General features: G+C 63.0%; 21 protein-coding genes. 15 read left to right on the top strand and 6 right to left on the bottom strand.

Annotation, left to right across the window (positions count from 1 at the left end; translation table 11 throughout):
* The first annotated feature begins 14 nt into the window (after positions 1 to 14).
* A complete protein-coding gene (locus tag G8E10_RS08005) occupies positions 15 to 689 on the top strand; it encodes a 4-carboxy-4-hydroxy-2-oxoadipate aldolase/oxaloacetate decarboxylase (RefSeq protein WP_110729481.1) in 675 nt (224 codons plus the stop codon).
* Between the two features lie 57 nt (positions 690 to 746).
* Here the strand turns inward: G8E10_RS08005 and G8E10_RS08000 are convergent, their stop codons facing one another.
* Positions 747 to 1673 carry a DMT family transporter gene (locus G8E10_RS08000; RefSeq protein WP_110801659.1) on the bottom strand — a complete coding sequence of 309 codons (927 nt, stop codon included), beginning with the start codon at positions 1671 to 1673 and terminating at the stop codon, positions 747 to 749.
* A 191-nt stretch (positions 1674 to 1864) separates the two neighbouring features.
* Between G8E10_RS08000 and G8E10_RS07995 the strand changes: the two genes are divergently transcribed.
* Genes G8E10_RS07995 through G8E10_RS07965 form a run of 7 tightly spaced genes read left to right on the top strand, consistent with a single transcriptional unit; the run spans position 1865 to position 7762 of the window.
* Positions 1865 to 2266: an acetyl-CoA carboxylase biotin carboxyl carrier protein gene (locus G8E10_RS07995; RefSeq protein ID WP_110801660.1), complete on the top strand. Its 402-nt coding sequence runs from the start codon at positions 1865 to 1867 to the stop codon at positions 2264 to 2266.
* Positions 2266 to 3654: an acetyl-CoA carboxylase biotin carboxylase subunit gene (locus G8E10_RS07990; RefSeq protein WP_110801661.1), complete on the top strand. Its 1389-nt coding sequence runs from the start codon at positions 2266 to 2268 to the stop codon at positions 3652 to 3654. Before G8E10_RS07995 ends, G8E10_RS07990 begins: the two co-directional genes overlap by 1 nt.
* Positions 3651 to 4052 carry an acetyl-CoA carboxylase gene (locus tag G8E10_RS07985; protein ID WP_110801662.1) on the top strand — a complete coding sequence of 134 codons (402 nt, stop codon included), beginning with the start codon at positions 3651 to 3653 and terminating at the stop codon, positions 4050 to 4052. The genes G8E10_RS07990 and G8E10_RS07985 overlap by 4 nt, the downstream gene beginning before the upstream one ends.
* A complete protein-coding gene (gene pxpB / locus G8E10_RS07980) occupies positions 4049 to 4744 on the top strand; it encodes a 5-oxoprolinase subunit PxpB (RefSeq protein ID WP_110801663.1) in 696 nt (231 codons plus the stop codon). The genes G8E10_RS07985 and pxpB overlap by 4 nt, the downstream gene beginning before the upstream one ends.
* Entirely contained in the window at positions 4741 to 5736 is a 996-nt protein-coding gene (locus G8E10_RS07975) for a 5-oxoprolinase subunit C family protein (protein WP_110801664.1), read from the top strand. The genes pxpB and G8E10_RS07975 overlap by 4 nt, the downstream gene beginning before the upstream one ends.
* A gap of 14 nt (positions 5737 to 5750) precedes the next feature.
* A complete protein-coding gene (locus tag G8E10_RS07970; protein ID WP_167128158.1) occupies positions 5751 to 6521 on the top strand; it encodes a 5-oxoprolinase subunit PxpA in 771 nt (256 codons plus the stop codon).
* A 38-nt stretch (positions 6522 to 6559) separates the two neighbouring features.
* Positions 6560 to 7762: a pyridoxal phosphate-dependent aminotransferase gene (locus tag G8E10_RS07965; protein WP_110801666.1), complete on the top strand. Its 1203-nt coding sequence runs from the start codon at positions 6560 to 6562 to the stop codon at positions 7760 to 7762.
* A gap of 24 nt (positions 7763 to 7786) precedes the next feature.
* Here the strand turns inward: G8E10_RS07965 and nac are convergent, their stop codons facing one another.
* Positions 7787 to 8701, bottom strand: coding sequence for a nitrogen assimilation transcriptional regulator NAC (nac, locus tag G8E10_RS07960; protein WP_110736957.1), 915 nt, complete (start codon positions 8699 to 8701; stop codon positions 7787 to 7789).
* Positions 8702 to 8958: 257 nt separating this feature from the next.
* Between nac and G8E10_RS07955 the strand changes: the two genes are divergently transcribed.
* Genes G8E10_RS07955 through G8E10_RS07935 form a run of 5 tightly spaced genes read left to right on the top strand, consistent with a single transcriptional unit; the run spans position 8959 to position 12854 of the window.
* Positions 8959 to 9738: an SDR family oxidoreductase gene (locus tag G8E10_RS07955; RefSeq protein ID WP_110801667.1), complete on the top strand. Its 780-nt coding sequence runs from the start codon at positions 8959 to 8961 to the stop codon at positions 9736 to 9738.
* A complete protein-coding gene (locus G8E10_RS07950) occupies positions 9735 to 10442 on the top strand; it encodes an amino acid ABC transporter permease (protein WP_110736954.1) in 708 nt (235 codons plus the stop codon). The genes G8E10_RS07955 and G8E10_RS07950 overlap by 4 nt, the downstream gene beginning before the upstream one ends.
* Positions 10439 to 11200 (top strand): amino acid ABC transporter permease, encoded by a 762-nt coding sequence (locus tag G8E10_RS07945; RefSeq protein WP_110729491.1) that lies wholly within the window; start codon positions 10439 to 10441, stop codon positions 11198 to 11200. The genes G8E10_RS07950 and G8E10_RS07945 overlap by 4 nt, the downstream gene beginning before the upstream one ends.
* Positions 11197 to 11976, top strand: a complete 780-nt coding sequence (locus tag G8E10_RS07940; protein WP_110801668.1) for an amino acid ABC transporter ATP-binding protein — start codon at positions 11197 to 11199, stop codon at positions 11974 to 11976. Before G8E10_RS07945 ends, G8E10_RS07940 begins: the two co-directional genes overlap by 4 nt.
* A 41-nt stretch (positions 11977 to 12017) precedes the next feature.
* Positions 12018 to 12854, top strand: coding sequence for an ABC transporter substrate-binding protein (locus tag G8E10_RS07935; RefSeq protein ID WP_110801669.1), 837 nt, complete (start codon positions 12018 to 12020; stop codon positions 12852 to 12854).
* A gap of 81 nt (positions 12855 to 12935) precedes the next feature.
* On the opposite strand, the gene G8E10_RS07930 is transcribed toward G8E10_RS07935, so the two are convergent.
* The 4 genes from G8E10_RS07930 to G8E10_RS07915 all read right to left on the bottom strand — a co-directional run bounded on the left by G8E10_RS07930 (position 12936) and on the right by G8E10_RS07915 (position 16863).
* Positions 12936 to 13685 carry a GntR family transcriptional regulator gene (locus G8E10_RS07930; RefSeq protein ID WP_110729494.1) on the bottom strand — a complete coding sequence of 250 codons (750 nt, stop codon included), beginning with the start codon at positions 13683 to 13685 and terminating at the stop codon, positions 12936 to 12938.
* A 170-nt stretch (positions 13686 to 13855) separates the two neighbouring features.
* Positions 13856 to 14986, bottom strand: a complete 1131-nt coding sequence (locus G8E10_RS07925; RefSeq protein WP_110801670.1) for a sugar phosphate isomerase/epimerase family protein — start codon at positions 14984 to 14986, stop codon at positions 13856 to 13858.
* Positions 14987 to 15059: 73 nt separating this feature from the next.
* Positions 15060 to 15926 carry an amino acid ABC transporter permease gene (locus G8E10_RS07920; RefSeq protein WP_110801671.1) on the bottom strand — a complete coding sequence of 289 codons (867 nt, stop codon included), beginning with the start codon at positions 15924 to 15926 and terminating at the stop codon, positions 15060 to 15062.
* 4 nt (positions 15927 to 15930) lie between these two features.
* Positions 15931 to 16863, bottom strand: a complete 933-nt coding sequence (locus tag G8E10_RS07915) for an ABC transporter substrate-binding protein (protein ID WP_110801672.1) — start codon at positions 16861 to 16863, stop codon at positions 15931 to 15933.
* A 608-nt stretch (positions 16864 to 17471) separates the two neighbouring features.
* Between G8E10_RS07915 and G8E10_RS07910 the strand changes: the two genes are divergently transcribed.
* Together G8E10_RS07910 and G8E10_RS07905 are read left to right on the top strand one after the other, a co-directional pair.
* Positions 17472 to 18596, top strand: coding sequence for an ABC transporter ATP-binding protein (locus tag G8E10_RS07910; RefSeq protein ID WP_110801673.1), 1125 nt, complete (start codon positions 17472 to 17474; stop codon positions 18594 to 18596).
* 18 nt (positions 18597 to 18614) lie between these two features.
* Positions 18615 to 19655, top strand: a complete 1041-nt coding sequence (locus G8E10_RS07905; RefSeq protein WP_110801744.1) for an ABC transporter substrate-binding protein — start codon at positions 18615 to 18617, stop codon at positions 19653 to 19655.
* The last annotated feature ends 4 nt before the right edge of the window (positions 19656 to 19659 follow it).

Raw genomic sequence — 19659 nt, 5'->3', positions numbered from 1 at the left:
CGAAAGATCCGATCATGATCCATATCAAGCAAATCCCGGAGCGTCCGAGCGCGGAAGACATCAAGGCGCTTTCGCCCTTCTCGCCGGCAACCATCCATGAGGCTCAGGGGCGTCGTGGCGCCCTGTCCTCGCGCATCAAGCCGGTCGATTACCGCATGAAGCTGTGCGGACCGGCCTTTACCGTGAAAAGCGCACCGCGCGACAATGTCATGCTGCAGCTGGCGATCAACTATGCGAGCCCGGGCGATATCATCGTCGTCTCCGGCGGCGCGTACGAGGAGGCCGGCTCCTTCGGCGACGTGCTGGCCAATGCCTGCCTTGCCAAGGGCATCGGCGGCCTCGTGACCGATACCGGCGTGCGCGATACGCTGCAGCTCCGCGATCTCGGCTTTCCCGTGTTCTCGCTCAGCGTCTGCATCAAGGGCACGGTCAAGGAAACGCTGACCTCGGTCAACGATCCGATCATCGTCGGCGACGAACTGATCTATCCCGGCGACATCATCGTCGGCGATGCCGACGGGCTGGTGGTCGTCCGTCGTGGCGAGGCGCAGGCGGTGGCGAAGCTTTCGCAGGAGCGCGAAGACGCCGAAGCCGGCTATATCGCCGCCTACAAGGCAGGCAAATCGGTGATTGAGGTCAGCAATCTGGAACCGGTGTTGAAAGCCAAGGGCTTCCGGTCGGATATCTAATCTCATACCAAGTGTCGATGACAGAAACCTATAGCTTCCTATCGACGACACTTGGTATCAGGCCTCGGCGGCGGCCAGCGCCGTCTCCGTCATCTGCAAGCTCCGCTGCAGCCGGCTCTCGCGCCATACGGCGAATAGACCGGCTGCAGCAACGATGACGCCGCCCGTGATCGTGGTGATAACAGGTAACTGGCCGAAGGCGAGATAGCCGATGACCACGGACCAGATCAGCGTCGAATATTCGAACGGAGCAAGCAGCGAGGCTTGCGCATGGCGCAGGCTCAACGTGATCAAGATCTGTGCCATACCGCCGGAAATGCCGGCGGCGAGCAGGAGACAAAGCTGCGTGACGCTCGGCATCGTCCAACCGAAGACAGCCGTCGCCAGGCCGATGACAGTGGTGACGAGAGAAAAATAGAGCACGATGGCGCCCGGCTGTTCGGTCTTTGCGAGGTGACGGATCTGCACCGAGGAAACCGCGGAGAAGAACGCCGCAACGAGCCCCGCCGCACTGCCGAGCAGCATGCCCATGCCGATGACGTCAGCTTTGAATATATCGAGATGCGGCGCCAGCATCACCAGCACGCCGGTAAAGCCGACCGCGACCGACGTCCAGCGGTAGACCCGGACGACCTCGCCCAGAAGCAAGGCTGCAAGGATGACGGTGAAGAGCGGTGCCGCGTAGCTTAGCGCCGTCGCGTCCGCGAGCGGCAGATAGGCAAGCGCGAGATAGCCGAAGAACATGCCGCCGGTGCCGGAGATGCTGCGGACGAGGTGCCCGCTAAAATGCTTCGTGCGGGTGAGGGCAACAAGGTTTCCCTGTAGCCCGAGCCAGATGCCCAAGGGGAGGAGCGCGCCGACAGACCGGAAGAACACGACTTCCCCTGTCGGAATCTCACCATTCAGCCCCTTCACGCTCGCCGCCATCAAGGTCGCGCAGAGGGCTGCCAGAAGTTTGAGCAGAATGCCTTTTCCGGGGTTCATTACTATTCACCGTCGCCAAACCTCCCGAACTGGCCTCCCTGTCGCCATTCACCACGAACCGTCTCGGACGGAAACCGGAAAGGCGCTCCATCAAAACTTCGTCTGACCCCATCGCCCCACCGCTGATGTAGCAAGAATGGCGCCCTTCGCCGCGTCTGTCAGCGAACCGGGACCTTGCAAACAGGTGGCGAATGGACCTCTCGAAAATCAAAACCCTGATCGACTTCGTCGGCCAATCCGACATCACCGAACTCACGGTAAGCGAGAAGGATACGACGGTCCGGATCTTCCGGACGAAGACGACGGGCGAAACCGCCGGCCCGGTTGCCGGGCCTGCCGCGGCCGCGGAAGAGGCCGGCTCGACGCAGGTGACCGCGCCGATCTTCGGAATTTTGCACGCCGCATCGGCACCCGGCGAGAAGCCGTTCGTCGCCGTTGGCGATATCGTCGAGGCCGGCCAGACGCTGTTCATCATCGAGGCCATGAAGGTCTTCAACAGCATTGCCGCGCCGTGCGCAGGTCGTATCGTAAGGCTCGCGGGCGTGGATGGTGCCGAGATCGAGGCGGGCGACCTGCTGGCGGAGATCGCCTGATGTCCGGGGACGCTACAAACGCGCAGGAAGCACGCAGCTTCGATACCGTCCTCATCGCCAATCGCGGCGAAATCGCGCTGCGGGTGCTCCGGGCCTGCAAGGATCTGGGCCTGAAGACGGTCATGATCTGCTCGCAGGCCGACCGGGACGCGCAATACGGTGCGCTGGCAGACAGGTTCCTTTGCATAGGCCCGGCAAGCGCCGGCAAGAGCTATCTCAATCAGGATGCGATCCTGCTGGCGGCGCGCCTGACGGGTGCCGGCGCCATTCACCCAGGTTACGGCTTTCTGTCCGAGAATGCTGCTTTTTCCAATGCTATCGAGACGGCCGGGATGGTCTTCATCGGCCCGACCGCCGCCTCGATTTCGACCATGGGCGACAAGATCGCCGCGAAGTCAGCGATGATGGCGGCCGGTGTCCCATGCGTTCCTGGCCCCGATACGGCCCTTCCGGACGATCCGGCCGCAGTCCAGGCCATTGCCGCCGAGATCGGCTATCCGGTAATCGTCAAGGCGGCCGGCGGCGGCGGCGGGCGCGGCATGCGCGTGGTGCACGAGGCGGGACATCTGCAGGAGGCGGTGTCGCTGACCCGCGAGGAAGCGCGGCAGGCATTCGGCAGCCCGGCGCTCTACATGGAGAAATTCCTCCAGCATCCGCGCCATATCGAAATACAGGTTCTTTGCGACGTGCACGGCAACGCCATCTGGCTCGGGCACCGCGATTGCTCCATGCAGCGCCGCCACCAGAAGGTGGTGGAGGAGGCCCCCGCGCCAGGTATCGCGCCGGAACGCATCGGCCCCGTCGCCGAAGCCTGCCTCACCGCCTGCCGGCTGATCGGCTATCGCGGCGTCGGCACCTTCGAGTTTCTCTATGAGGAAGGGGAGTTCTTCTTCATCGAGATGAACACCCGGCTTCAGGTCGAGCATCCCGTGACCGAGATGACGGCAGGCATCGACATCGTACAGGCGCAGATCCGAGTGGCGCAGGGCGAACCGCTGTCGCTGGGGCAGGGGGATGTGGCGACCGAAGGGCATGCCTTCGAATGCCGCATCAATGCGGAAGACCCCGAAACGTTTCTGGCCGCAGCCGGCACCATCACCGGCATCGCCCTGCCATCCGGCCCCGGTATCCGGGTCGATACGCATGTCCATGCCGGCTACAAGGTGCCGCCCTATTACGACTCGCTGATCGGCAAGCTGATCGTGCATGCGCCGAGCCGGACGGAGGCCATTGCCGCCATGCGTAGCGCGCTTGCCCAGACGCGCATCGACGGCATCGCCACCAACCTGCCGCTGTTGCGCGCGCTGTTCGACGATGCCGGCTTTGCGGCCGGGGGCACGGACATTCACTATCTCGAGAAATGGTTGAAGCAGCGGAGCGCCGCATGAGCAAGCTGGACTTCACCGATCCCGCCCTCCTCGACGCGCTTGCCGCCGCCCTGACGGCCGCCGGCGTGGACGGCATCGAGATCGAGCAGTCGTCGCGCACGCTGCGGCTGGTCGTAGAGGGGAAGACCCCGCGCGCGACGGTGCGCCCCCATGCCGGCCATGCATCAGCAGCCGATATCATCACCGCGCCAATGGCCGGTATCTTCGACCTCGATACGATCCCGAGCGAACTGCCGCGAACCGTTCGTGCCGGAGACATTCTTGCCTGCCTGCGCATCGGGCCGGTGCTGGTGCCCGTCAGGGCCTCGAAAGCCTGCACCGTCACGCGGTGCCTTGTCGTTGCAGATACCCTTGTCGGCTTCGGCGACCCCCTGTTCGACATCGAGGCACACCCATGAGCCGCGCAGCCACCTCCCTTGCCAGCCGACCGCTGATCCGGTCGCGACCCAAGATCTCGGCCATCGGCGCGCGGGCGTTCCTGCTCGATGCGCCGGGCGAGTTCGACCTTGCCGCGCAACGCCGGATCTGGGCGCTGACGCAGACCGTGCGGCAGTGGCCCGACGTGATCGAAACCGTGCCGGGCATGACCAATCTGCTGGCTGTTTTCAAGGCCGTGCCGGAAGACCCCGACAGCGTGATATCTAGGCTGCTCGACGCCTGGGAACGCGCCGAAAGTATCGACATCAAAGGCAAGACGATCGACATTCCCGTGCATTACGGCGGCGCGCATGCGACCGATCTGGCAGCCCTCTGCGATCTTTGCGGCCTTGCCGACAAGGAAGTCGTGCGGCTGCACCATGAGGGCACCTATACGGTGTTTGCGCTTGGTAGCGCGCCGGGCTTCGGCTACCTGCATGGGCTCGATCCGCGCCTCCATATGCCGCGCAAGACCGTGCCGTCTCTCCGGATGGAAAAGGGCTGCGTCACCATCGGTGGCATGCAGACGGGCGTTGCCGTTCTGACCGGGCCGAATGGCTGGAATTCGATCGGCTTTGCCGACCTGCCGATGTTCGACCCCGCAGCAGAGGTGCCCGCCCTGATGGCGCCGGGCGATATCGTGCGCTTTCTCCCTGAAAGGATCGAGCTGTGATCGAGATCGTCGACACCGGGCCGCTGAACACAATCCAGGACCTCGGCCGGCCGGGCTACCGCGACATCGGCGTCACGGTGAGCGGAGCGATGGACCCGCTGGCATTGACGATCGCCAATCTGCTGGTCGGCAACGATGCGGGAGCCGCGGCGGTCGAACTCCAGACATTTCCCGTGCGGATCCGTTTTGAGCAGAATACTGCGTTCTCCGTCACAGGCGGCGGCTCCGCGGCGCTTGACGGGGAAACCCTTCCGCCCTGGTGGATGCAGATTGCAGACGCCGGCCAGATCCTTGAAATCCTGCCGTCGAAAACGTCGGCCCGCGCCTATGTGGCCTTCGAGGGTGGCGTCGATGTCGCGCCGGTCATGGGCTCGCGCAGCACCTCATTGCGCGGTGCATTCGGGGGCAATGACGGTCGCGCGCTGCGCAAGGGCGACGTGCTTCGGCTGGGGTCTCCGGCTGCCGATGTCCTCCCCGCGGGCGGCTTCGGCGTGGTGCCTCCCCTGCGCGAAATGGCGTCTCTCTTCCCTGTGGCCGAAAACGGCGCCTTGCTGATCCGGGCGCTGCCGGCCGGCGAACACGATCTGTTCGGGGCGGATGCCGAGCGATTCTGGACCGAGGACTGGAAGATCTCCGCGCAGAGCGACCGGACGGGCTACCGCCTTTCGGGCAATCCCATCCGTCTGACGGAACCGGTCGAGATGCGCTCCCACGGCATCGTCGCAGGTGTCGTTCAGGTGCCGCCCGGCGGCGAGCCCATCGTGCAGATGAGCGATGCCAATACGGCGGGCGGATATCCGAAGATCGCCGGCATCGTCGAGGCCGATCTCTGGCGGCTGGGCCAGGCGCGTATCGGCACCCGTCTGCGCTTCGTGCGCGCGACGCATGCGGAGGCGCGGATGCTCGACCAGGCGATTGCCACCTATATCGGCGACGTCGAAACCACCGCGAGACAAGTCGGGCGGGCGTTGAAGGCGATGGCAGGCCGATGACAGGAGGTAAACCCGTGAAGGTCGACATAAATTCCGATATGGGCGAGGGCTTCGGTCCGTACAGTCTGTGCGACGACGAAGCCCTGATGCAGGTCGTTTCCTCCGCCAATATCGCCTGCGGTTTTCATGCCGGCGATCCCGAAACGATGGCGCGGATGGTGCGGCTTGCCAAGGCGAACGGCGTCGGCGTCGGTGCGCATCCAGGTCTGCCGGACAGGCTCGGCTTCGGCCGCCGCGAGATTCCCTCGTCGCACGACGAGCTGCGCCAGCAAATGCTCTATCAGCTCGGCGCACTGACGGCGGTCGCGAAAGGGGAGGGCGTGCCCGTCGCGCATATCAGCTTCCACGCTGCCATGGGCAATATGGTCAATCGCGATCCCGTGCTCGCCGACCTTATCATGGACGCCGTCCGCACCGTCGATCCGAACCTCATCGTCTTTGCCATGCCGGACAGCGTCATCGCGACAGCTGCCGCGCGTGCCGGGCTGAAGACGCTGCTGCTGTTCCTTGCCGACCGGGCCTACGATGCGAAGGGCAAGCTGGTTGCACGCGGCCTGCCGGGCGCCGTCATCAAGCAGGAGGACGCGCTTCGCGCCCGCGTTCGCCAGTTCCTCCGGCACGGCACCGTCACCACCATTGATGGCGCGACGCTGGCCATGCCGGCACGCTCCATCCTCGTCCATAGCGATACGCCCGGGTCTCTCGACCTCGCGCGGATCGTCCGCAGCGAGATCGAGGCCAGCGGCGCGACCATCGCCCCGGCGTCTCAGATCGTCGAATCCTGATCCGGACCCCAACCACAAAGACCGAAAGCGCAACCCCGATGCCCGCCATTGCCGACCGCCTCAAGCACGTTTCCATCTCCGCGTCCGCCGCCATGACCCAGCGCGCGCGCGATCTCGCAGCACAAGGGATTGGCGTCATCAGCCTGTCGGCCGGCGAGCCGGATTTTCCGACGCCCGCCCACGCGACCGAAGCGGCCCATGCCGCAGCGCTCGCGGGCGACACGAAGTACCCGTCGATGGATGGGACGCCGGCGCTGAAGGCTGCGATCTCGCGAAAGTTCAAGCGCGACAACAATCTCGACTACGATGCCAGCCAGATCGTCGTCTGCGGCGGCGGCAAGCAGGTGATCTTCAACGCCATTCTCGCCACCTGCAATCCCGGCGACGAGGTGGTCATTCCCACGCCGTCCTGGATCAGCTACGCCGATATCGTCCGCTTTGCCGGCGCCGTGCCGGTGCCCGTTGCCTGCCCGCAGCAGACTGGGTTCAAGATCCGGCCGGAGGATCTGGAAGCGGCGATCACCCCCCGCACCAAGTGGCTCTTTCTCAACTTCCCCAACAATCCGACAGGCGCTGCCTGCTCGCGGGAGGAAATGAAGGCGATCGCCGAGGTGATGCTGCGCCATCCCGACGTCTGGATCATGACCGACGATATCTACGAACATCTGATCTATGACGGTTTCGAATTCTGCACGATCGCCGAGGTCGAGCCCCGTCTTTACGACCGGGTCCTGACCATGAACGGCGCATCCAAGGCCTATGCCATGACCGGTTGGCGGCTCGGCTTCTGCGGTGGTCCGAAGGATCTGATCAAGGCGATCAGCAACGTCAACGGCCAGAACGGCGGGGGCACCGCGACCGTCGTGCAGGCCGCAGCCGTCGCTGTGCTCGACGGACCGCAGGATCTCTTGAAGGAGCGCGCCGCCATCTATAAGCAGCGGCGCGATTTCGTGCTCGGCAAACTGGCGGAGATCGACGGTATCCGGTGCCACAAGCCGGAAGGCGCGTTCTATATCTTCCCCAACATCGCCGGCCTGCTCGGCAGGACATCGAAGGGCGGCCGCAAAATCGAGACGGACACCGACTTCGTCATGGCACTGGTCGAGGAACATCACGTCGCGACCGTTCAGGGTGCGGCCTACGGCATGAGCCCGTTTTTCCGCATCTCCTATGCCACCAGCATGGAGAAGCTGGATGAAGCCTGCGCCCGGCTTTCGCAGTTCTGCGCCGATCTCCGCTAAAACGGTCTTCGCTGATGCCGAAGGTCAGCCGCGCGGCAGTTTCAGCCGCGCGGTGAGTTCCAGCAGGATATCCCGCACCGCCGTTGCGGGCTCGGACAGCGACATCCCATCCGCCACGCAGAGCGACAGCGTTTCCTCGATGCGCGGCGTCACCATGCGGCAGACCAGCGGCTCGCCGGACTCGGTCACGATCCGGTCCGCAATCGCCTTCGGCATGATCGTCGCGCCGAGACCGGCGCTGACGGCGCGGGTCAGTGTGCGCACGATCTCTACCTCGCCCACGACCTTCAGATTGACCCGGCTGCGGGTAAAGGCAGTATCGACCGCGCGACGCACGAAGTTGTAGGCCGGCGGCATCAGCAAGGGCAGGCCGTCCAGCGCCGCGACGGCAATGGGCTTCTCGTCCGCCTCGATGGCGAAGTTCGGATGCGCGACGAGGAAGAATTCCTCGCTGAGGATCGGCTCGAATTTCACGCCCTTGAGCGGTCCAACGCCATGGATCAGCGCCATCTCCAGGCGGCCGGTCATGATCATCTGGCTGTAGGTCTGCCCGACGCTCTCCGTCAGATGCAGGAGAATGCCGGGATGCCGCTTGCGTGTTTCCGCCAGCAGATCGACCGACAGCGTCGCCGCACTGCTGAAGGGCACGAGGCCGACGGATACGCGCCCCGCAAGCGAATTGCCGGCGGCGGAGGCATCGGCCTGGGCCTGGTCCATCTGCCGCAGGATAATTTGCGCATGGCGATACACGGCATGGCCCGCATCCGTCATGCTCACGCCCTGCTGGCTGCGCAGCAACAGCTTCTGGCCAAAGTGCTCCTCCAGCGAGGCCAGCTGCTGGCTGAGGGCCGGCTGGGCAACGTGAAGGATATCAGCTGCCCGCGTGATGCTGCCGGTATCCACGATGACGATGAAAGATTTTAAACGCCTGATATCCACGTTCTGCCCACAGATCGCCCCACTTGCCGCCACTCTACAATCCGGCCCTGATATTTCAAAGCCAAATCCATCACTTAGCAGATCGTCTCATTGTGCATTGCACGCACATTCTGCTGCATTTGCAAGCGTAGCCCGGAGCGCTCTGCTTATTTTATGATCACCATAAGGCTTGCTTATTGCTCCAGAGATAATCGGTCTTATTCAGCATCGGACAGTTTCGTTACTGTGAAAAAAACAGACGGTGAAGGGGAATAAACATGTCATTTTCCGACTACAGGACAGCCCTTGTCACCGGCGCTTCGTCGGGCATCGGCGCCGCCGTCGTGGAGCGGCTGTGCCGTGAGAACATCGAGGTGCATGCGCTGGCGCGCAGCGCCGAGCCGCTGAAGGCGCTTGCCGCGAAGACGGGATGCATCCCGCATGTCATCGACGTCACGGACCGCGCTGCGCTCGCCCGGCTGACCGCCGAAACCGAATTCGACATTCTCGTCAACAATGCCGGCGTCGACAGGCCGAAGAAGTTTCTGGAAGCCGACGAAGCCGACATCGATCTTCTGGTCGACGTCAACCTTCGCGCCGTCCTGCATCTCTGCCGCATGGTCGTGCCGGGCATGGTCGCGCGGGACAATGGCCATGTGATCAACATCTCGTCCATCGCGGGCGCCTACAACTTCGGCGGAAACTCCTCCTATCACGCAACGAAGGCCGGGGTGAGCATGCTGTCCAACCAGCTGCGCATCGATGCGTTCGGCAAGCGCGTCAGGGTCACCGAGATCTGCCCCGGACGCGTAGCGACCGATATCTTCGCCCATGTCCATGGCGACGATCCGTCCATCCGCGAGCGCTTCATCGACGGCTTCGAACTGCCGGAAGCCTCCGATATCGCCGATGCCATCGCCTTTGCTATCGCTGCCCCCATCGCCGTCAATATCGGCCACATGGAAATCACGCCGACGCTTCAGGTCATGGGTGGCCTGCAGACCGCGCGTCCGGAAACGGTGCGTCCCAAGGCGCCTGCGTCGGACAATAAGCCGTGAGCGGGTTCGATATTACGGCGATCCTGTCCAATCCGGACTATGTCGCGATGCTGATCGAAGGCATCAAGATGACCTTCGTGATCGCCATCGGCTCCTGGGTATTGGCAATGACGCTCGCCGTGCTGCTGCTGGCGCTGCGCTTTTCGCCCGGCCGCTTCGGCAACGCCTTCGTTTCGGCCTATGTCTCCTATCACCGCAATGTGCCGACGCTGGTGCAGCTGATGCTCTGGTATTTCGGCATCTTCACGCTGCTGCCGGACTGGCTGACCTTCTGGCTGTCGAACCACAATGCCGAGGCGATCTTTGCCGTGGTGGGGCTTGGGCTGTGCCAGGCGGCGTATTTCAGCGAGGATCTGCGCTCCGGTCTTCGCTCCGTTAGCGTCGGGCAGATGGAGGCGGCGCGCGCGCTCGGCCACGGTTATCTCTCGGCCATGCGCTACGTGCTGATGCCGCAGGGGGTTCGCAACGCCCTGCCGCCGCTGATCAACCACAGCGTTTCCCTGTTTAAGAACAGCAGTCTCGGCATCGTCATCGGCGCGTCCGAGCTGACGCATGCGGTGAAGGAGGTCGAGAACCTGAGTTTCCGCACCTTCGAGATCTACGTGATCGGAACCGTGCTCTACCTGGCCTTCACCCTGCTGATCATGGCGGCCGGCGCCGTGGTGACCATGCGCACCGACGTCTCACGGAGGGCGCGCGCATGATCACCGATATCGTCACGATCTTTCAGGACTACTGGCTGCTGCTGCTTATCGGGCAGTACCCGAACGGCCCGCTGGGCGGTCTTGCAAATACGCTGATCCTGTCGGCGCTCAGCATCGCGCTCGCCTTTCCCGTCAGCATTCTTATGGCGCTCGCCCGGCTTTCCAAATGGCGGCTGCTGCGCTGGCCCGTCACCGTGCTGGTCTATGTCACGCGCGGCGTACCGCTGCTGATGCTGATCCTGTGGAGCTACTTCCTCGTGCCGCTGATGACCGGCGCCGACGTGCCGAGCTTCGTCACCATGCTGACCACGCTCGTCATCTACCAAGGCGCCTTCCTCAGCGAAGTCGTGCGCGGCGGCATCGTCGCTCTCAGCCACGGGCAGATGGATGCGGCGAAGGCGCTGGGTCACAGCTACCTCGGCGCCATGCGCTTCGTCATTCTGCCACAGGCGCTCTACAATATGATCCCGAGCATCCTCTCCACCTTTGTGTCCACCATCAAGGATACGACGCTCGGCTACGTCATCAACGTTCCCGACCTGACCTTTGCGGCGAGCCAGGTGAACAACCAGCTTCTGACGCAGCCCTTCCAGGTCTTCCTCATTCTGGCCGTGATCTACTACGTGATCTGCTGGAGCCTGACCCACGCCACCCATCGTCTCGAACGCCGCATCACCCGCAGGCGTGCCGGTCTGTCCGCAGGCCGCACCGCTCCCGTGGTTGCGCCGCCGGTCAAAATCGCAACGGAGCAGCCATGACAAGCCTCGATCGAACAGGCCCGCAAAATGGACAGGATCCGACGGCCATCCGGATCGCCGGAGTCTCCAAGACATACGGCACCTATGAGGTGCTCAAGGGCATCGACGTCGAAGTGGCGCGCGGCGAAGTCGTCGTCATCTGCGGCCCCTCGGGCTCCGGCAAATCGACGCTGATCCGTACGATCAACCGGCTGGAGGAGATCAACAGCGGCGCGATCACCTTCGACGGCCAGAACATTCACGCGCCGATGAAAACGCGGGACCTCAACCGTTTGCGCAGCCGCATCGGCTTCGTCTTCCAGAGCTTCAACCTCTTTCCGCACCTCTCCGTGGTCGACAATGTCTCGATGTCGCCGATCCGGGTGAAGGGCGTCTCTCGTGATGTCGCCCATGACAAGGCCTTGCTGCTGCTCGACCGCGTCGGCCTTGCCGACAAGGCGACTGCCTATCCGGGCCAGCTTTCCGGCGGCCAGCAGCAGCGCGTCGCCATTGCCCGCGCCCTGGCGATGGAGCCCCCGGTGATGCTGTTCGACGAGCCGACAAGCGCGCTCGATCCGGAGATGGTCGGCGAAGTGCTCGCGGTCATGAAGAGCCTCGCCAAAGACGGCATGACCATGCTGTGCGTCACCCACGAGATGGGCTTTGCGCGCGATGTCGCAGACCGGATCTGGTTCATCGATGCCGGCGAGATCATCGAAAAGGCAACGCCCGAAGAGTTCTTCACCCATCCCCGCCATCCGCGCGCCCAGCGCTTCCTTGCCGACCTGCGGCACTGACGGACGTCACTTTCTACCCATAATAATCAAAGGAGAACAGCATGACCCTGACACGCATCACACTCGGCCTCGCTTTGGCAGCGACGGCTCTAGCCACCCCTGCGAAAGCCGATCAGCTCGCCGATATCCTGTCTGCAAAGACCCTGCGTTGTGCGACCTTTGCCGACGTTCCGCCTTTCGCCTCGCCGGATCCGAAGACCCGCGAAATGGCCGGCTTCGACGTCGACCTCTGCAATGCCATCGCCACGGAACTCGGCGTCAAGGCCGAAGTGAAGCCTGTCTCCGTCGAAGCGCGCGTGCCGGAAGTCAAGCTCGGCCGCGTCGACATCACCGTTGCAAACCTTGCCTACACGCTCAGCCGCGCCGAGCAGATCCAGTTCAGCGACCCCTATTACCTCGCCAAGGAAATGCTGATCGTTCCCGATGCAGATCCGGGCAAGACGAAGGCCGACTTCGAAGGCCAGCGCATTGCCTCCACCAAGGGCTCGACCTCGGAAATGTCGATCAAGCTCAACAAGTCCACGCCGCTGACCTTCCAGGATACGGCATCGGCCTATCTCGCCGTTCAGCAGGGCAAAGCGCGCGGCATGGTCGCCAACACCATGACGACGACGAAGTTCGTCAACCAGTCCCAGACCCAGGGCAAGAAGATGCGCATGATCCCGGATCCGATGATCTTCCAGCCCATCGGCGTCGGCATGCAGAAGGATCAGCCCGCGCTGACCGCCAAGATCAACGAAGTGCTTCGCAAGCTCGACACGTCGGGCGAACTCGGCAAGATCTGGGACAAATGGCTCGGCCCGAACACGGAATACAAGATCGTCCGCAACGACAAGGTCGTGCCGCTCAGCGAGCTGAAGTTCGAGCCCATTCCCTGAACTAAATGCCGATAAGCTTAAAACACAGGGCGCAGCCGATGCGCCCTGTGTTTTGCTATTTTGGCCAAGGCGCTTGGGCGCTTACGAAAAGCTTTCCAGCACAGCCAGAAACGTATGCCGGTCGCCCTGTCCCTCGGTCAGTCGCACGCGCGCTTCGATGTCGGCGAGGTGGTGGTCCATGAGGTCCTGGGCTTTGCGCAGGTCCTTGGCCTTCAGGGCGGCGACGATGAGGCGGTGGTGGTCGGCGCCGCAGTCGTCCTTGCGCTCTTCCTCGTAGAGCGACATGACGAGGGAGAGGCGGGCGACGATCTTGGCGAGCATTTCGGTCAGGACCGGGTTGCCGGCAAGCTCCGCCAGCACGATGTGGAACTTGCCGGAAAGTACGGTCTTCGACTTCTCGTCGCCGTGATGGTGGATGTGCTCTTCCTCGTCCGTCAGCGTCTGCAGGGCATCCAGCTCCTCCGTCGTCGCGCGCGCGATGACGAGGTCGAGGAGAAGGTGCTCCAGCTTGCGGCGAGCTTCGAAGAGGCTCTTCGCCTGTTCGATGCTCGGCTCGGCGACGAAGGTTCCGCGGTTGCGTTTGCGCTCCAGAAGATGGTCGCTTTCGAGCACGCCGAGCGCTCCGCGTACGACAGTGCGGCTAACGCCGAAATGCTCGGCGATCGCTTCCTCGAGAATCTTGGTGCCGGGCTTCAGCGCGCCTTCGCCGATGGCGGCGGCCAGCGTGTTACGGATGCGCTCCGAGACGTCGTCATTGCCGGTATCCGCCGTTTCCACAGCGCCGCTGGTGCCCGACGGGGCTTTCGTATTTTGCCGGCGCGGCTTTCTCATGGGCGTCTCCACATCACGTCTGTATGGCTTCCGAACGACGGTCGCCCTTCGTTCCAGATATCCCTATGTCGTAATACTTTCCATAAGAATGTTCCTGCGCATATCGCACAATCCAAAGGATCGCTCCGGGTGTCGGATGCCGTTTGCGGGCCCGACACCCGGATCGACAATCAAGCCGCTTGCTGCTTCGCCTCGGGGGAGGCAAGGGCGATGCCCTTGTCGCGGCAGATCGAGCGGATGTGGTCGGCCGACTGCTGGATAAAGGCGATCGCGGCATTGAACCCATAGGACTGGTTTTCATAGGTCGGATAGCCGTATCGGCTGGCTTCATAGGCCTCCCAGTCCGGCACGGCGCCCGACTTTACCCGTACTTCGTAGGCATCCACCATCGCCATGTAGGCAGCGAGCTCGTCCTCTGTCAGGTCGGGATGGCCGGCGCGCCAGATCGGGTCGTCGATCTCGATGCACTGGCGCGGATTGGCGCGGCGCGGCTTGTCCTCGACCGATTGGGCGACTTCGAGCGAGAGGTTGAGGGCCGGGTTGGCGTCGGCGAGGATCGGCAGGATGGTGGCGAAATCGACGATGCCGCCGCCGCAGGGGCGGGTCTGGAAATCGAGGCCGCCGGGCGCCCGCCCGACATAGGCATCCTTGATGTGCGTCTGGCGGATATACGGGGCGAGGCGGCGGGCGGCGAAGACCGGATGCTCGCCGCGCTGCAGGCCGTTCCCCGTATCGAACACCACGCCGACGCAGTCCTCGCCGACTTTCTCGATCAGGCGCAGGATTTCAAACGACGTGATCTCGTCATGGGTCTCGATGTTCATGTGCGCGCCATGGGCACGGGCGACCGGCGCCAGCTTCCGCAACACCTTTTCCATCCCGTCCAGCTGGTCCTGCCAAGTCACATCCGTGCGAAAGCGGTCGTTCGCCAGCCGGCCGCGATATTCGGACTTGAAATTGCCCGGTGCGACCCAGAGTTCCAGGCAGCCGATGGCGGCGCTCGACTCGATCATGCGGGTGAAGCCGGCGATGATATCGCCACCGCCGGCTGCCCGAAGGGCTGGCTCCTCCGCGCTGCAATAAGGGTTGATCTTGCCGATGCCGCTTTCGAGGTAGAGGCCGAGATCGTCGGCCTTGGCGCGGATGTCGCGGAGGGCGCCGGGGTCGAGCGTCGGGCTCATGTCCAGCGCGGTGCTGAAGAAGATGCCGGCAAGTCCCAGCTCCTTCACGTGGTCGAGGCTGGCAAGCGGTCCGCGCGTCTTCGATTGGGGCAGCTTGATGCTGTCGATTCCGAGTTTCATGTCGAACGTCCTTTTCGTGTTTCCGGATGCGACGCGCTTTGGTGGCGTCTTATGGGTGAGGTGGGTAAGGGGATCACGCCCGTGCCGGCGCGGTCGTCGCGCTTCGGTTCTTCGGCTGGAGGCTTTTTTCAAGATAGTGCTGACCGACCGAGGCGACAGTGGTGATGGCGAGGTACCAGATGGAGGCGACGAACAGGAGTTCGATGACGAGGAAGTTGCGGGCGTAGATCGCCTGCGCCTGCGTCAGCAGGTCCTGCATGCCGATGACGGAGACGATGGCGCTCGCCTTCAGCATGCCGATCGCCTGATTGCCGGTCGGCGGCACGATAAGGCGCGCCGCCTGCGGCAGGATGACGGTCTGGAACGTCTGCCGCGGCTTCAGCCCGAGGGCGGTTGCCGCCTCGCGTTGACCCTTATCGACAGCGACCAGTCCTGCGCGGATGATCTCCGACATGTTCGCGGCTTCATGCAGGCCGAGCGCCAGGAAGCCGGCGAAGGCCGGAGTGACCAGATCGTTGATAGATATGCTGTAGTCGCCGATCCCGACCTGCGGAATGAAGAGGGCGATATTGAACCAGAAAAAGATCTGCACGATCAGCGGCACGCCCCGGAACCACCAGACGAATGCCGCGGCGATGACCTTCAGAACGAGATTTTTGGAAGTTGCCATCAGCGCTAGGATGCAGCCGAGCGCGATGCCGAAGATCATCGCACCCGCCGTGAGCTGCAGGGTCAGCACCACCCCCCGCAAAATCGAGGGGTGAACGAGATAGCGTGGGATTTCAGCCCACTGGATGCTCTGGCTCTGGGCCACGATCATCGCGAAGACGGCCAGCACGAGGATCGCGCCGGTCCCTGTCAGAAGCTGCCCCCACCGGATCGACCTGCCGGCCGGGGGTGCGAGGTGAAGGGAGATGGGGGGAGCCGCAAACAGGGACATGGGCTCATTCCACCGGCATGTTTGCGGCGTCATTAACCTTGACGGTCTTCACCGCGAGCGGTCCGAGGCCCCACTTCGTCATGATGGACTGGTAGGCGCCGCTGTCGACCATCTGTTGCAGGGCCGCGACGACCGTGTCGCGCAGCTCCGGATTGTCTTTGGACGTGAGCATGCCGAGATAACCGACGGCCAGCCGGACATCCGGCAGTGCCTGCAGGCCCTTGCCTTTGCCGGTCTGGTTTGCCGTCGTGTAGACGCTCGTGGCATAGCCGTTCACGGTCGCATCCGCCCGGCCGGTGCGCACGGCCTGCAGAACGTCCGGCATTTTCGGTATGGACATGATGTCGATCGGCGTCGCGCATTTCGCGGAGGCGGCCTCGACCAGCTTGCCCTGGAAGGTGCCGACGGGAACCGCGACCTTCTTGCCGCAGAGATCGCCCATGTCCTTGATGCCGAGCGGGTTGTCCTTGATCGTCATGATCGTCGTCGCGTCGAACATATAGTCGATGACATCGACCTGCTTCTGCAGTTCCGGATCGTCGTTGATGCCGGAAATCGAGATGTCGAAGCGCTTCGACAGGATCGAGGGCACGATCGCCGCACCGGCGCCCACATCCGTCATCTGGATCTCGACGCCGAGGATGACACCGAGGGCCGCCGCGAGATCGGCATCGATGCCCACCAGCTTGCCTTCGTCACTGTGGAAGCTGATCGGCGGGGTGAGGTCGGTCGCGACCTTGAGAACGCCAGCCTTCTTGATGCCCACCGGCAGGCCGTCGGCCAGTGTTTGCGAAAGGGCGACGCCCGGCAGTTTCGCGATGTCCGTCTCCGGTACCATCTTTACGGCTGCGCCTTCCGCAGCCAGCGCGGATGCTGCCGAAAGCGACATCACCACGCATGCCAGGCCTGCCTTCATAAGTGTCTGCACGTTTTTCATGGGATGCCCTTTGACGATTCCGATTGTTAAGTCTCGAAATCATCGAAGCAAATGCCATGCCAACTTTTTATATGAACTGGTAAGAGACTGAAATAAAATCAATTATTTTATTGTATCGTGCAATCGGCAAAATCTACGAAAGTATATGCGAATAAAAATTCGCACAGACGCTGCTCGTTTTTTGATCGTCAGCGCGTTTTTGAAGGCAGGAGGCCAGACAATGTTCATCCATGGAGGGAACTGGCGCATCTGCCATGTAACGTCCACGCGCGGTTTTAAAGGGACAGCGGATGATTGCGCCCGGTTCAGGCAGGTATCGAAATGCTTATAAAATACACAATAACGGTCAAATGATGCCCATATGCATTTAAATTGATCTTTGATATTTTAATTACGAATAAATATGCGAAACTATGTAAATCATAAATATCGTATTAAAATGAGTTGGATACAAGATTTCCTCTGGCGTTTGCCGTGTTTGGCACACCTCTTGCAGCAGCCTTTGCATGAACACGATCGAAGCACCACGCCCGCCGCAAACGCCTTCACGCCCCACGGTGACGCGGAACGGGCTGTCGATCGTCGCAACGCCAGAACAGGGAAGCCCGATGCCGGACATCGCAACAATGGCAGATCGCAAGCGGCTCAGCGTTCGCGGGGTCACCCACAGCTATGGTGGCCAGAACGCCGTGAGCGACATTTCCTTCGATGTCGAGGCGGGCGAGATCGTCGCGCTGCTAGGTCCGAGCGGCTGCGGCAAATCGACGGTGCTGCGCGCCATTGCCGGGCTCATCCAGCCGAAGGCCGGCAAGATCATTCTCGGCGATGACGATCTCGCCCATATCTCGGCGCGCTCGCGCGGCATCGGCATGGTCTTCCAGAACTATGCGCTCTTCCCGCATCTCACAGTTTCGGAAAACATCGCCTATCCCCTGGCCTGCCAGAAGGTACCGCGCGTCGAGCGCAAGGCGCGCGTCGAAGAGATGCTGGCACTTGTTCGCCTCGATGGCTACGGCAACCGGTTGCCGCGCGAACTTTCGGGCGGGCAGCAACAACGTGTGGCCGTGGCGCGCGCCATTGCGGCAAGACCCTCTCTGCTGCTGCTCGATGAGCCCTTCGGCGCGCTCGACCGGGCGCTGCGCTTCGACCTGCAGGTCGAGCTTCTGCACCTGCAGAAGACGCTCGGCATCACAACGCTCATCGTCACCCACGACCAGGAAGAGGCGCAGAGCCTCGCCAACCGTCTGGTGCTGATGAACAAGGGCAATGTCGAGCAGATCGACACGCCGATGGCCGTCTACGATAGGCCAAAAACCCTGTTCGTGAACACTTTCATCGGCCAGGCCAACATGCTGCACGGCACGGTTGCCGCGCTGGAGGCCGCAAGCACCGGGATCGTTCTCGAAAACGGTTCGTCGCTCCGCCTGCCGCGCCGCCTGAACTTCACCGTCGGCTCCAGGGTCACGGTCACCGTCCGCCCGGAAGAGGTGCGCCTGTCGTCGCAGCCGGGCGAGAACACGCTTCCCGCAACCGTCACCGTTTCCGTGCCGCTCGGGCCGTCGCTGGTCCACGACATGGTGCTCACTGACGGCTCCGGCCTTCGCGCCGCCGAAGTGCGCGGCCCCGCCACCGTCATTCCCGAGCCGGGGATGACGCTCTTCGCCGAGATCGACACCGCAAGGTGTCACGTCTTTCCGGCCATTCCGGAAACCATCCCGTCGTCAGAACACTAATCAACAGAGGTGAACATCATGCATGACTTCAAACTCAGCCGTCGCCATTTCGGCATGCTTGCAGCCGGCGTTGCCGCATCGGCAGCATTGCCATTCTCCGTGCGCGCTGCCGGCGGCACGGCGATCGCCGCGACCTTCCCCGGTAACTGGGAGGACGGCTACCGCAAGGCGCTGACGCCAATCCTCGAGGCGGAAGGCTTCGGGCTGACGGTTGCCCCGGCCATGGCGCAGGACCAGCTCGCCAAGGTCATGGCGAGCCCCGGCAATCCGCCCTACGACACGCTCCTGATGTCGCCCGGCCAGATGGCCACAGCCATCGAGAACGACCTGATCCAGAAGATCGATCCCAGCCGGTTGAAGAACTGGAACATGCTCGACCCCGCCTTCCAGGGCGAATACGGCCCAACGGTCACCATCGAGGTCAACGGTATCGCCTACAACCCGGACATGGTGCCGCGCCCCAAGGGCTATCGCGACCTGTTCGAGAACCCGGCCTATCAGGGCAAGGTGTCTTGGACCGGCTTTGCCTCCAACACCGCCGTCATGGCCTATACCGAGATGGCGAAAATCTTCGGTTCCGGTCCGAACGACATGGATGCCGTGTTCAAGCTGTTCAAGGACCATCCGGAGCAGCTGCAGGGCGTGGTCGACAGCACCAATCACCAGATGACGCTGTTCCAGCAGGGCGAGATCGCCGTGTTCATGTGCTCGACCGGCAATGTCGCGCGGCTGAAGTCGCTCGGCATGAACGCCGAATTCGTGCAGCCGGAGACCGGCTCGCCGGCAGCCCCCGTCAACATCCACCTGACCAAGGGCGCGAAGAACCTCGATGCGGCCTATGCCTACATGGATGCCGCGATCTCCAAGGCCGCGCAGGACATCCTGAAGATGCCGCCGACCGAGATGTTCCCGACCAACAAGGAGGTCGCGCTGACACCGGGCATCGAAGCCTACGTCACCCGCGATCAGCTTTCCAAGATGGTCTACCCGGACTGGGCGGCGATCAACAAGAACCGTGCGGCGTGGATCCGCACGTTCGACGCCCTCGTTGCCGGCTGAGGAT

It is taken from the genome of Ferranicluibacter rubi (assembly GCF_011603255.1).
In the GTDB taxonomy this organism is placed as follows: domain Bacteria; phylum Pseudomonadota; class Alphaproteobacteria; order Rhizobiales; family Rhizobiaceae; genus Ferranicluibacter; species Ferranicluibacter rubi.
This window is presented reverse-complemented; position numbering and strand designations above follow the sequence as displayed.

Excerpts from the sequence above, each read along its gene's own strand:
- G8E10_RS07955 (WP_110801667.1), top strand. The coding sequence starts at position 8,959 with ATGTCATTTTCCGACTACAGGACAGCCCTTGTCACCGGCGCTTCGTCG.
- G8E10_RS08000 (WP_110801659.1), bottom strand. The coding sequence starts at position 1,673 with ATGAACCCCGGAAAAGGCATTCTGCTCAAACTTCTGGCAGCCCTCTGC.
- G8E10_RS08005 (WP_110729481.1), top strand. The coding sequence starts at position 15 with ATGATCCATATCAAGCAAATCCCGGAGCGTCCGAGCGCGGAAGACATC.
- G8E10_RS07945 (WP_110729491.1), top strand. The coding sequence starts at position 10,439 with ATGATCACCGATATCGTCACGATCTTTCAGGACTACTGGCTGCTGCTG.
- G8E10_RS07915 (WP_110801672.1), bottom strand. The coding sequence starts at position 16,863 with ATGAAAAACGTGCAGACACTTATGAAGGCAGGCCTGGCATGCGTGGTG.
- G8E10_RS07995 (WP_110801660.1), top strand. The coding sequence starts at position 1,865 with ATGGACCTCTCGAAAATCAAAACCCTGATCGACTTCGTCGGCCAATCC.
- G8E10_RS07925 (WP_110801670.1), bottom strand. The coding sequence starts at position 14,986 with ATGAAACTCGGAATCGACAGCATCAAGCTGCCCCAATCGAAGACGCGC.
- G8E10_RS07985 (WP_110801662.1), top strand. The coding sequence starts at position 3,651 with ATGAGCAAGCTGGACTTCACCGATCCCGCCCTCCTCGACGCGCTTGCC.
- G8E10_RS07930 (WP_110729494.1), bottom strand. The coding sequence starts at position 13,685 with ATGAGAAAGCCGCGCCGGCAAAATACGAAAGCCCCGTCGGGCACCAGC.
- G8E10_RS07910 (WP_110801673.1), top strand. The coding sequence starts at position 17,472 with ATGCCGGACATCGCAACAATGGCAGATCGCAAGCGGCTCAGCGTTCGC.
- G8E10_RS07990 (WP_110801661.1), top strand. The coding sequence starts at position 2,266 with ATGTCCGGGGACGCTACAAACGCGCAGGAAGCACGCAGCTTCGATACC.
- G8E10_RS07935 (WP_110801669.1), top strand. The coding sequence starts at position 12,018 with ATGACCCTGACACGCATCACACTCGGCCTCGCTTTGGCAGCGACGGCT.
- G8E10_RS07920 (WP_110801671.1), bottom strand. The coding sequence starts at position 15,926 with ATGTCCCTGTTTGCGGCTCCCCCCATCTCCCTTCACCTCGCACCCCCG.
- pxpB (WP_110801663.1), top strand. The coding sequence starts at position 4,049 with ATGAGCCGCGCAGCCACCTCCCTTGCCAGCCGACCGCTGATCCGGTCG.
- G8E10_RS07965 (WP_110801666.1), top strand. The coding sequence starts at position 6,560 with ATGCCCGCCATTGCCGACCGCCTCAAGCACGTTTCCATCTCCGCGTCC.
- G8E10_RS07905 (WP_110801744.1), top strand. The coding sequence starts at position 18,615 with ATGCATGACTTCAAACTCAGCCGTCGCCATTTCGGCATGCTTGCAGCC.
- G8E10_RS07940 (WP_110801668.1), top strand. The coding sequence starts at position 11,197 with ATGACAAGCCTCGATCGAACAGGCCCGCAAAATGGACAGGATCCGACG.